Below are 11,773 nucleotides of genomic sequence, written 5' to 3'. Positions count from 1 at the left end.
ACCCCATCGCGAGCAAGCTCGCTCCCACAGGTTTTGCGCTGCCCCTGTGGGAGCGAGCTTGCTCGCGATGGCGGCCTTGCTGACCGCGAAAGTGTTGGATCCACTGCGTATACAAGACTCACATGGCCTCCATTTCCATCTACGCTAAACCCCGCGCCTGAACTCTCTTTGGCCGATCTCGTCTGATAGGAGGCAATGCGCCCCGACTCGCGTTAAACTGCGCGGGTTTTTAGTCCCCCATTCCTCCGGAGCCGTCCATGTCCCGCGTTACCTTGAGTCGCTATTTGATTGAGCAGACCCGCAGCAACAACACTCCTGCCGATCTGCGCTTCCTGATCGAAGTGGTGGCGCGTGCCTGTAAGGAAATCAGCCACGCCGTGTCCAAAGGCGCCCTGGGTGGTGTTCTGGGTAGCATGGGCACTGAAAACGTTCAGGGCGAAGTGCAGAAGAAGCTCGACGTGCTGTCCAACGAGATCCTGCTCGAAGCCAACGAATGGGGCGGTCACCTGGCCGGCATGGCGTCCGAAGAAATGGACAATGCCTACCAGATCCCGGGCAAATACCCAAAAGGTGCCTACCTGTTGGTATTCGACCCACTGGACGGTTCGTCGAACATCGACATCAACGCCCCGGTCGGCACCATTTTCTCGGTACTGCGTTGCCCGAACGAATACCTGAGCCAGAACGAACCGCTGAACGAAAAAGCCTTCCTGCAGCCAGGCACCCAGCAGGTTGCCGCCGGATACGCCATCTACGGCCCGCAGACCATGCTGGTGCTGACCCTGGGCCATGGCGTCAAGGGCTTCACCCTGGACCGCGAAATGGGCAGCTTCGTGCTTACCCACGAAGACATCACCATTCCTGAAGCCACCCAGGAATTCGCCATCAACGCCTCCAACCAGCGTCACTGGGAAGCCCCGGTGCAACGTTACGTCAGCGAATTGCTGGCCGGTGACGAAGGTCCGCTGAAAAAGAACTACAACATGCGCTGGGTGGCCGCGATGGTTGCCGACGTGCACCGCATCCTGACCCGTGGCGGTCTGTTCATGTACCCGCGCGACAGCCGCGAGCCCTCCAAGCCGGGCAAGCTGCGTCTGATGTACGAAGCCAACCCGATGTCGTTCCTGGTGGAACAGGCGGGCGGCGCGTCCACCGACGGTCACCAGCGCATCCTCGACATCAAGCCTGAAGGCCTGCACCAGCGCGTAGCGGTGTTCCTCGGCTCGAAAGAAGAAGTCGCACGCGTCACGGCCTACCACAAGGAATAAACCATGAACGCGCCCTGGCAGCCGTTGCTCGATTGGTGGTTCGGCAGTGCCGAATCAGCCAGCGATGTGGCGGCGCAACAGGGCAAGTTGTGGTTCGGCAAGCGCGCCAGCCAGGACCTCGAAGCGCGCGAGCGTTTCGGGGACTGGGTCGAGCAGGCACTGGCCGGCGGATTGACCGAGTGGACGCAACGTCCCGAAGGTTGGCTGGCACTGGTGCTGTTGCTCGACCAACTCCCGCGAATGATCTTTCGCGAATCTCCCAAATCCTTTGCAGGCGACCTCAGGGCGCAGAAGCTCGTGGCTCAGGGCATTGCTGCGGATTTCGATCGGCAATTACAGCCGATCCAGCGGGTATTCATCCTTCTGGTGTTCGAGCACTGCGAAAATCTCGACGTGCAAAACGAATGCATTTCGCGCTACGCCGATTTGATGGCGCAGCAGCCCGAAAAAGATCAGGCGCTGTTTGCCGATTATCTGGACTATGCCGAAAAGCATCAGAAAGTAATCGCGCAGTTTGGACGGTTTCCGCATCGCAATGCGGTGCTGGGAAGGGAGAGTACCGCTGCGGAGTTGGCGTTTCTGTCGAAGCCGGGTTCCAGGTTCTAGATTTTCATTGCAACTGTTGCCGCCATCGCTGGCAAGCCAGCTCCCGCAAGGATCTTCAGCGGCCATAGTTTTGTGAGCGACAGATAAATCTGTGGGAACCAGCTCCCTCAAGGATCTTCAGTGGCCACAGTTTCGTGACCGACAGATAAACCTGTGGGAGCTGGCTTGCCAGCGATGAGGCCAGTGGCTTCGCCTTAAATCCTGAAACTGCCCACCAACTGCTTCAACCTCGCCGCCTGCTGCTCAAGATCGGCACACGCGCGCAAGGTCGACTGCAGGTTCTCTACCCCTTCCTGGTTCAGGGTGTTGATCTCGGTAATGTCGACGTTGATCGATTCGACCACCGCCGTCTGTTCTTCCGTGGCCGTGGCCACCGACTGGTTCATGCCGTCAATTTCGCCAATGCGTTGGGTCACGCTACCCAGCCGTTCACCGGCCTGATTGGCAATACCAACGCTGCTTTCGCTCTGGCGCTGACTGTCGGTCATGATGCCCACGGCTGCCCGCGCGCCGACTTGCAGCTCTTCGATCATGGTCTGCACTTGCTGTGCGGAATCCTGGGTGCGGTGGGCCAGGTTGCGCACTTCATCGGCCACCACGGCAAAACCACGCCCGGCTTCACCGGCGCGTGCGGCTTCGATGGCGGCGTTGAGTGCCAGCAGGTTGGTCTGCTGGGAGATGCTGGTGATCACTTCCAGGATCTGCCCGATGTTGACCGTGTTGCTGTTGAGGGTTTCGATGTTGCCGCACGAGTCGCTGATCTTCGCCGAGAGTTGCTGTATCGCTGCGATGGTTTTATCCACCACCTGCTGACCGTCTTCGGCCAGGCTGCGCGCGTCGCTGGAGTGCTGCGAGGCGAGGGCGGCGTTCTGGGCGATTTCCTGGGCGGCGGCGCCGAGCTGGTTGATCGCCGCAGCCACGCTGCTGGTGCGCGAGGCTTGCTGGTCGGAGTTGAACATCGACGAGTTCGAGGCGGCGACTACCCGCAGCGCCACTTCGTTGACCTGGCCGGTGGCGGAGGACACTTCGATGATCGAGGTGTGAATACGCTCGACAAAGCGGTTGAACGACAGGCCCAGGGCACCGAACTCGTCATGGCCGTGAATCTCCAGACGCTTGGTCAGGTCGCCTTCGCCTTCGGCGATGTCATGCATGGCGCGGCCCATGGTCAGCAGCGGTTGCATCAACACGCGGATGAGCATGCCCAGCAGCGCGATGATGATCACCACCGCAATCACCATGGCGATGATCGCCGAGGTGCGGAATTCGCTGAGCATCGAGAACGCGGTGTCCTGGTCAAGTACCAGGGCGACGTACCAGTTCGCCGACGGCACACCGTTGACCTGGGTGAAGGAGATGAACTGGCGGTGGCCGTCGATCTCGACCTCTTTCATGCCCGGGGTGACTTTCGGCGTGTCGTTCGGGTAGGCCTCGGCCAGGCTCTTGAGCACAAGCTTGCTGTCCGGGTGGATCAGGATCTTGCCGTCGGCACCGACGATGAACGCGTGACCGTGGCCGCCGAAGTTCAGCGAGTTGATGATTGCACTGACGCTGGACAGATCGATGTCGGCGCCGGCGACGCCGAGCATCTGGCCCTGGCGTTGCACCGGGGTGGCGACGGTGATCACCAGCTTGCCGGAGGAGGCGGCGATGTAGGGTTCGGTCACGATGGTTTGTTGTGCACTGTTTGCGGCCTTGTACCAGCCACGGGCGCGTGGGTCGTAGTCTGCCGCGCGGTTCCCTGCCGGCACCGAGAACATCACGCCATCAGCACCGCCGAAGTAACTCAACTGGAAATTACCGGTGTAGGCGGGCAGGTCGATGATGCGTTTCAGGCTCGTCGGCGCGTTGCCGTCCGCGCTGACTTGCTGGGCCATCGACTGCAGCAACTGCATGCGGCTTTCCAGCCAGGTCTGGATGTTGCTGGTGGTCAGGCTGCCGAGTTCCTGCATCGAGGCTTCGGTGCTGTTGCGCAAGGTTTCGCGCTGGCGATAGTCGTTGAACAGGATGAAACAAGCGAATGCGACGGCCACGACGAGGGCGGCGGCCAGCAAGATCTTGTGGCTGAATTTCATGTTTCTGGTCATTGGGTGCGCTACCGCAGAGGGTCATATCAACAATAGGGGAGGCAAAAGCCACGGACGCGGCTTTGCGTTGCCTGTATGTCGACTGGGCAGCGCCAAAGATTAGGCGGATTTGCCGAAAAACGACGAAATACTCCAGCGCCCGGGAACGTCACTGGATTTGTGCGTAAAAGGCAGACGAGCGGCCGAATAAATAGGCGGCCGGGCAGGGAACCAGATGGGGGTTTTCTCTTCTAAGCTTCAGCTTGGCAGCCATGCCAATCCCCCCTCGCCCCGGAGTTACACCATGTCGCTGCGATCCATCGCCCTGCTTTCGTTCTGTGTTCTGTTGGCTGCCTGCAGCAAGGTCAACCAGGAAAACTACTCGAAACTTTCGGCCGGCATGGCCAAGGCCGATGTCGAAACGCTGCTGGGCAAACCCGCCGATTGTTCCGGCGCGCTCGGCATGTCCAGTTGCACCTGGGGCGACAAGAACAGCTTTATCAGCGTGCAGTATGCCGGTGACAAAGTGCTGATGTTTTCCGGCCAAGGCCTGAAGTAAACCGGGGCTACGCGCCCACGGGAGAAAAACAATGAAGCGGTTATTGATCATCCTTTTTGCCGGCCTGGTGTTGGCCGGCTGTGCCACGTCTGGCCAGGACCCATTGGCACCGAAAACGGCCAAGAGCGTCAACCTCAAGCGCTACCAGGGCACCTGGTACGAGTTGGCCCGCCTGCCGATGTACTTCCAGCGCGACTGTGCGCAATCCGAAGCCCATTACACGCTCAAGCCGGACGGCAACATCGCGGTGCTCAATCGCTGCCTGACGCCGCAATGGCAGTGGGAAGAGGTCAAGGGCACGGCGTATCCGCAAGAGCCTGGCAAAACCGACAAGCTATGGGTCGAGTTCGATACCTGGTTTTCGCGGTTGATTCCCGGCGTCGCCAAGGGTGAGTACTGGGTGCTGTACGTCAGCGACGACTACAAGACCGCCATCGTCGGCGATCCGAGCCGCAAATATCTGTGGTTGCTGTCGCGCTCGCCGACCGTGAACGGTGTGGTGCGCGAGGAATTGCTGAGCAAGGCGCGTCAGCAGGGTTACGACACCACGCGGTTGATCTGGCGGGCGTCGGATCAGCAGATGGCCAAGACCTCGAACTGATCACTAGCATTTGACCAATGTGGGAGCGAGCTTGCTCGCGAAGAGGGCGTGTCAGTTGAAAGAATTGTCGACTGATACACCGCTTTCGCGAGCAAGCTCGCTCCCACATTTTGTTTTGCGTCAGCTCAACAGATCGCGCAGGACCTGAGTGAATGCGCGCGCGCTTTCTTCTTCATCAGCATGCCGCCCGTTCCGCACCACCCACTGGCCGTTGACCAGTACATCGCGCACCTGACGATCGCCACCGGCAAACAACCAGCGATTCAAAATTCCGTCACCGCTGGCCGTCGCCAGATACGGATCGTTGCCGTCGAGTACCAGCCAGTCGGCACGCTTGCCGATTTCCAACGCACCAATCGGTTGGCCGAGTGCCTGGGCGCCACCGTCCAGTGCCGCATCGAACAGCGTACGGCCGACCATCGGCTGGGCCGCGCCATACAGGCGGTTGCGCCGCTGATCGCGCAGGCGCTGGCCGTATTCCAGCCAGCGCAGTTCTTCCACCACGCTCAACGACACATGGCTGTCGGAACCGATACCCATGCGTCCGCCCTGGGCGAGGAAATCCACGGCAGGGAAGATCCCGTCGCCGAGGTTGGCTTCGGTGGTCAGGCACAGGCCGGCAATCGCCCGGCTCCTGGCCATCTGTGTGACTTCTTCCGGGTTGGCGTGGGTCGCGTGGACCAGGCACCAGCGCTCGTCGACCGCAACGTTTTCATACAGCCATTGCAGGGGGCGACGACCACTCCAGGTCAGGCAGTCGTCGACTTCTTTCTGCTGTTCGGCGATGTGGATGTGCACCGGGCACTGCTTGTCGCTGGCCGCCAGGACTTCGCTGATCTGCTGCGGCGTCACTGCGCGCAACGAGTGGAAACACAGGCCCAGCGATTGTGCCTTTTGCTGCGCCAGCAGCGGCTGCAGGCGTGACTGCAACTTCAGGTAGTTTTCCGTGCTGTTGATGAAACGGCGCTGGCCTTCGTTCGGCGTCTGACCACCGAAACCGGAGTGGCTGTAGAGCACCGGCAACAGGGTCAGGCCGATACCGGCGGAGCTGGCGGCCTGGCTGATGCGCAAGGCCAGCTCGGCCGGATCGGCGTAAGGCTGACCGTTGTGGTCGTGGTGCACGTAATGAAACTCGGCGACCGAGGTGTAACCGGCCTTGAGCATTTCGATGTACAGCTGACGGGCGATGACGCCGAGTTGTTCCGGGCTGATTTTTCCGACGAGGCGATACATCAGGTCACGCCAGGTCCAGAAACTGTCGTTCGGATTGCCCGCGACTTCCGCAAGGCCGGCCATGGCCCGCTGGAACGCATGGGAGTGCAGGTTCGGCATGCCCGGCAGCAGCGGACCGCTCAGCCGTTCGGCACCTTCTGCGGTGGAATCGGCCTGGATATGGGTCAAAACGCCCTCGGCGCTGACCTCAAGACGTACATTGTTGGCCCATCCACTAGGCAGCAGCGCGCGTTCGGCAAAGAAAGCGGACATGGTTCAGCACCCCATCGTGTGTTATTTGTATATACATATACAGACGTTTGCCTGCCCGGTAAACTCCGGCAAGCTAGCAACCTCGACCAAACGACCAAGGATTAACCGTGCCGACTCCGCCTCCAGTCTCTCCGTTGGCCGCGAACATGGGCGACAGTCCGGCGCCCTTGTACGCCCGCGTCAAACAGATGATCACCCAGCAAATCGACAGCGGTAACTGGCCGCCGCACTACCGCGTGCCGTCGGAAAGCGAGCTGGTCAGCCAACTGGGCTTCAGCCGCATGACCATCAACCGCGCCCTGCGCGAGATGACCGCCGACGGCCTGTTGGTGCGCATGCAGGGGGTCGGCACCTTTGTTGCCGAGCCGAAAAGCCAGTCCGCCCTGTTTGAAGTGCACAACATCGCCGACGAAATCGCCTCCCGCGGCCATCGCCACACCTGCCAGGTGATCACCCTGGAAGAAGAGGCCGCCGGCTCCGAGCGCGCCGTGGCCCTGGACATGCGCGAAGGGCAGAAGGTGTTCCACTCGCTGATCGTGCATTACGAAAACGATATCCCGGTGCAAATCGAGGACCGTTTCGTCAATGCACTGGTGGCACCGGAATACCTCAAGCAGGATTTCACCCTGCAAACGCCTTACGCCTACCTGAGCCAGGTCGCACCGCTGACCGAAGGCGAGCACGTGGTCGAGGCGATTCTGGCTGAGCCGTCCGAATGCAAATTGCTGCAAATTGAAAAAGGCGAGCCGTGCCTGCTGATTCGCCGTCGCACCTGGTCCGGTCGTCAACCGGTGACTGCCGCTCGTCTGATTCACCCCGGTTCCCGTCATCGCCTGGAAGGCCGGTTTCATAAATAGAGAGCCATAAATGAGTGAGTTGAAGGTTTTACGCGCCAAAGATTACCCACGCATGCCATGGAAAAACGGTGGCGGCAGCACCGAGGAAATCACCCGCGACGCCGGCACCGGCCTGGACGGTTTTGGCTGGCGCCTGTCGATTGCCGACATCGGCGAGTCGGGCGGGTTTTCCACCTTCGCCGGGTACGAGCGGATCATCACCGTGCTGCAGGGCGATGGCATGACCTTGTCGGTGGATGGCCAGGACACCCGTCCACTGTTACCACTGGACCCGTTTACCTTCAGCGGCGAGAGCAAGGTTGTCTGCACGTTGCTCGGCGGGGCTATTCGTGACTTCAATCTCATTTATGCGCCGCAGCGTTACAGCGCGCGCTTGCAGTGGTTGAGCGGTGAGCAGCGGTTTTTCAGTGAGGCGGGCACCGTCTTGGTGTTCAGTGTCAGTGATGAGTTGCAAGTGGAGGTCGGTAACAGTGCCCAGCAACTGGGCCGCCATGATTGCCTGCAACTTGTCGGTAACACTGGCCTGTTGGAAGTCTCCAGTAACGGTGCCTGCTGCGTGATTGAACTGACTGCACGCTGATCTTCCAGCAACCAAAAAAACATTGTGGCGAGGGAGCTTGCTCCCGCTGGGCTGCGAAGCGGCCCCCAAATCGGTCATGCCGAAATGGGGAGTCCTGCGGCCTCCAGCGGGAGCAAGCTCCCTCGCCACAAATGTATTCACTGTTTCTGTTTCTCAGCGCACCATTTTGTTACCGAACGCCCCAGCGTGGCGCAAAGCCACGCTCAAGTAACATCGATCACAGCCTCCAAAAGCATCCACTGAAAAATTTCATCCTCGCTACAACCCCCGTTCCAGGCGCTCTCCAGCCGTTTCCGAATTTTTCTTGAACACCCATCCAACAAGTTGGCCGCTTGATTGCATATGCTTGTATGTACAAGTAAAGACGTATGCGTATGAGTCACGAAGACTCAACCGTCGTCCACTGATTCGCCGGTGTGCACTGATGCCCATCGGCTTGCTCGCCCACTGCCTGGGTTGGTTTTTGGATTGATTGCTGAGGAGTTCTTTTCGTGACTACTGATTCGTTTACAAAGAGCCGTGACGTTGAAATCCGCGCTGCCCGCGGTAACAAGCTGACTGCCAAGAGCTGGCTGACTGAAGCGCCGCTGCGCATGCTGATGAACAACCTCGACCCGGAAGTCGCCGAGAACCCTAAAGAACTGGTGGTTTACGGTGGCATCGGGCGTGCGGCGCGCAACTGGGAATGCTACGACAAGATCGTCGAAAGCCTGACCAACCTCAATGAAGACGAAACCCTGCTGGTGCAATCCGGCAAGCCGGTCGGCGTGTTCAAGACCCACGCCAACGCTCCCCGCGTGCTGATCGCCAACTCCAACCTGGTGCCACACTGGGCGAACTGGGAACACTTCAACGAACTGGACGCCAAAGGCCTGGCCATGTACGGCCAGATGACCGCCGGCAGCTGGATCTACATCGGCAGCCAGGGCATCGTCCAGGGCACCTACGAAACCTTCGTCGAAGCCGGTCGCCAGCACTACAACGATGACCTGAAAGGCAAGTGGGTCCTGACCGCTGGCCTGGGCGGCATGGGTGGCGCTCAGCCGCTGGCCGCCACCCTGGCCGGCGCATGCTCGCTGAACATCGAATGCCAGCAGGTCAGCATCGATTTCCGCCTGAAAAGCCGTTATGTCGACGAGCAGGCCAAAGACCTCGACGACGCCCTGGCGCGCATCGCCAAATACACCAAGGAAGGCAAGGCGATCTCCATCGCGCTGCTGGGCAACGCTGCAGAAATCCTCCCGGAACTGGTCCGTCGCGGTGTGCGTCCGGACATGGTCACCGACCAGACCAGTGCCCACGACCCGCTCAACGGCTACCTGCCGGCTGGCTGGACCTGGGAAGAATACCGCGCACGCGCCAAGACCGAGCCGGCTGCCGTGATCAAGGCCGCCAAGCAGTCGATGGCCGTGCATGTCAAGGCGATGCTGGAATTCCAGAAGCAAGGCATTCCGACCTTCGACTACGGCAACAACATCCGTCAGATGGCTCAGGAAGAAGGCGTGGAAAACGCATTCGACTTCCCTGGCTTCGTACCGGCTTACATCCGTCCGCTGTTCTGCCGCGGTATCGGTCCGTTCCGTTGGGCTGCGCTGTCGGGTAACGCCGAAGACATCTACAAGACCGACGCGAAAGTCAAAGAACTGATCCCGGACGACGCGCACCTGCACAACTGGCTGGACATGGCCCGCGAGCGCATCAGCTTCCAGGGTCTGCCGGCACGTATCTGCTGGGTGGGTCTGGGCCTGCGTGCCAAGCTCGGTCTGGCGTTCAACGAAATGGTCCGCAGCGGCGAGCTGTCGGCGCCGATCGTGATCGGTCGCGACCACCTGGACTCCGGTTCCGTATCGAGCCCGAACCGCGAAACCGAATCGATGCAGGACGGCTCCGATGCTGTGTCCGACTGGCCACTGCTCAACGCTCTGCTCAACACCGCGAGCGGCGCGACCTGGGTGTCCCTGCACCACGGTGGCGGCGTCGGCATGGGCTTCTCCCAGCACTCGGGCATGGTCATCGTCTGCGACGGTACTGACGAAGCGGCCGAGCGTATCGCCCGCGTTCTGCACAACGACCCGGCGACCGGCGTTATGCGTCACGCCGATGCCGGCTACCAGATCGCCATCGACTGCGCCAAGGAACAAGGCCTGAACCTGCCGATGATCACCGGCAAGTAATGTAAAGCCTGTGGGACTGCTTTACCTGTGGGAGCAAGCTTGCTCCCACACAAAGCGCCTCATGACGTGAACTCTAATAACAATCCACAGAGGTTGAACCATGGCTGTCACTGACGAACGTGCAGGCAGTAAACCGTTGATCGAAAAGCGTTCGATCGACTACATCCCGGAAGCGGAAAGACACGGTCGTCTCTTCAGTCAGTTCACCCTGTGGATGGGTGCCAACCTGCAAATTACCGCGATCGTCACCGGGGCCTTGGCCGTGGTGCTGGGCGGTGATGTGTTCTGGTCGTTGATCGGTCTGCTGATCGGTCAACTGCTGGGCGGCGGGGTCATGGCGCTGCACGCTGCGCAAGGGCCGAAGCTTGGCCTGCCGCAGATGATTTCCAGTCGGGTGCAGTTCGGCGTTTATGGCGCCGCCATCCCGATCGTACTGGTATGTCTGATGTACCTCGGCTTCACCGCCACCGGCACCGTGTTGTCCGGTCAGGCGCTGGGCCAGTTGTTCGGGGTCAACGACACCGTCGGTATCCTGATTTTCGCCAGCGTCATCGTGCTGGTCACGGTGCTCGGCTATCGGGTGATCCACTGGATCGGCCGTATTGCCAGCGTCATTGGTGTGATCGCCTTTGTTTACCTGTTCAGCCGTCTGATGAGTCAGGTCGACGTTGGCGCACTCCTGCAAATCCGTCACTTCAGCTGGAGCAGCTTCCTGCTCGCGGTGTCCCTCGCGGCCTCCTGGCAGATCGCCTTCGGCCCGTATGTGGCTGACTATTCTCGCTACCTGCCAAGCAACGTGTCCTCGGTGAAAACCTTCTTTGCCGCGGGCGCAGGTTCGGTCATTGGCGCACAAGTGGCGATGGTTCTCGGCGTGTTTGCCGCGGCCTCGGCCAACGGTCAGTTCGCCGGCCACGAAGTGGCCTACATCGTCGGTCTGGGTGGTGCCGGTGCTACCGCGGCGCTGCTGTATTTCAGCATCGCGTTCGGCAAGGTGACCATCTCCACGCTGAACTCCTACGGCAGCTTCATGTGCATCGCGACCATCATCAGCGGCTTCCGCGGTGACCTGAAAGTCTCGCGCCTGCAGCGTCTGGTTTTCGTGCTGGTTATCGTCGGTGCCGCAACCCTGATGGCGTTGCTCGGCCAGCACTCGTTCCTCGGTGCGTTCAAGTCGTTCATCCTGTTCCTGCTGGCGTTCTTCACGCCATGGAGCGCGATCAACCTGGTGGACTACTACTGCATCACCCGCGAGCGCTATGACGTGCCGGCACTGGCCGATCCGAACGGTCGTTACGGTCGCTGGAACCTTCTGGGTATCAGCGTCTATGTCTTCGGCGTGCTGGTGCAATTGCCGTTCATTTCCACCAAGTTCTACACCGGTTCGCTGGTGGCTTCCCTGGGGGACGTGGATATTTCCTGGATCATCGGTCTGGTGCTGCCCGCAGTCGTGTATTACCTGTGTGCTAAAAAATGGCATGGCACCGTGCCTGATCAGCTGATTCTGCCGGTCGAGCAGGACAGTGTTGTACCACCTAGAACAAGCGGGGCCGGTCGCGCTGCGGCGCAGGCCTGATTGG

At 60.4% G+C, this 11,773-nt stretch carries 10 protein-coding genes and 1 pseudogene; 8 read left to right on the top strand and 3 right to left on the bottom strand.

Features of this window, described 5'->3' with window-relative positions:
* Nucleotides 1–257 precede the first annotated feature (257 nt).
* Together EIY72_RS24200 and EIY72_RS24195 are read left to right on the top strand one after the other, a co-directional pair.
* Complete coding sequence (locus EIY72_RS24200) at nt 258–1,268, top strand: class 1 fructose-bisphosphatase (RefSeq protein ID WP_093227571.1); 1,011 nt, start codon at nt 258–260, stop codon at nt 1,266–1,268.
* A gap of 3 nt (nt 1,269–1,271) precedes the next feature.
* Entirely contained in the window at nt 1,272–1,874 is a 603-nt protein-coding gene (locus EIY72_RS24195; RefSeq protein ID WP_093227569.1) for a DUF924 family protein, read from the top strand.
* Nucleotides 1,875–2,068: 194 nt separating this feature from the next.
* On the opposite strand, the gene EIY72_RS30440 is transcribed toward EIY72_RS24195, so the two are convergent.
* Complete coding sequence (locus tag EIY72_RS30440) at nt 2,069–2,833, bottom strand: methyl-accepting chemotaxis protein (protein ID WP_371315405.1); 765 nt, start codon at nt 2,831–2,833, stop codon at nt 2,069–2,071.
* Nucleotides 2,834–2,926: 93 nt separating this feature from the next.
* Nucleotides 2,927–3,949 (bottom strand): annotated as a pseudogene (locus EIY72_RS30435) (HAMP domain-containing protein); the annotation flags it as partial.
* A gap of 295 nt (nt 3,950–4,244) precedes the next feature.
* On the opposite strand from EIY72_RS30435, the gene EIY72_RS24185 reads away from it, so the two are divergent.
* Nucleotides 4,245–4,499: a hypothetical protein gene (locus EIY72_RS24185; RefSeq protein WP_090328096.1), complete on the top strand. Its 255-nt coding sequence runs from the start codon at nt 4,245–4,247 to the stop codon at nt 4,497–4,499.
* A gap of 31 nt (nt 4,500–4,530) precedes the next feature.
* Entirely contained in the window at nt 4,531–5,100 is a 570-nt protein-coding gene (locus EIY72_RS24180; protein ID WP_093227565.1) for a lipocalin family protein, read from the top strand.
* Nucleotides 5,101–5,220: 120 nt separating this feature from the next.
* On the opposite strand, the gene EIY72_RS24170 is transcribed toward EIY72_RS24180, so the two are convergent.
* Nucleotides 5,221–6,585: a formimidoylglutamate deiminase gene (locus tag EIY72_RS24170; RefSeq protein ID WP_093227563.1), complete on the bottom strand. Its 1,365-nt coding sequence runs from the start codon at nt 6,583–6,585 to the stop codon at nt 5,221–5,223.
* 146 nt (nt 6,586–6,731) lie between these two features.
* On the opposite strand from EIY72_RS24170, the gene hutC reads away from it, so the two are divergent.
* The 4 genes from hutC (at nt 6,732) to EIY72_RS24150 (ending at nt 11,769) form a co-directional block, all read left to right on the top strand.
* Entirely contained in the window at nt 6,732–7,442 is a 711-nt protein-coding gene (gene hutC / locus EIY72_RS24165) for a histidine utilization repressor (RefSeq protein WP_197678878.1), read from the top strand.
* Nucleotides 7,443–7,452: 10 nt separating this feature from the next.
* A complete protein-coding gene (locus EIY72_RS24160; RefSeq protein ID WP_093227559.1) occupies nt 7,453–8,022 on the top strand; it encodes a HutD/Ves family protein in 570 nt (189 codons plus the stop codon).
* Nucleotides 8,023–8,513: 491 nt separating this feature from the next.
* Nucleotides 8,514–10,196 (top strand): urocanate hydratase, encoded by a 1,683-nt coding sequence (gene hutU, locus EIY72_RS24155; protein WP_093227557.1) that lies wholly within the window; start codon nt 8,514–8,516, stop codon nt 10,194–10,196.
* A 100-nt stretch (nt 10,197–10,296) separates the two neighbouring features.
* Nucleotides 10,297–11,769 (top strand): purine-cytosine permease family protein, encoded by a 1,473-nt coding sequence (locus EIY72_RS24150; protein WP_093227555.1) that lies wholly within the window; start codon nt 10,297–10,299, stop codon nt 11,767–11,769.
* Nucleotides 11,770–11,773: the final 4 nt, after the last annotated feature.

It is taken from the genome of Pseudomonas vancouverensis, assembly GCF_004348895.1.
In the GTDB taxonomy this organism is placed as follows: domain Bacteria; phylum Pseudomonadota; class Gammaproteobacteria; order Pseudomonadales; family Pseudomonadaceae; genus Aquipseudomonas; species Aquipseudomonas vancouverensis.
The sequence above is the reverse complement of the archived record's forward strand: the minus strand, read 5'-3'. Positions and strand labels throughout refer to the sequence as shown.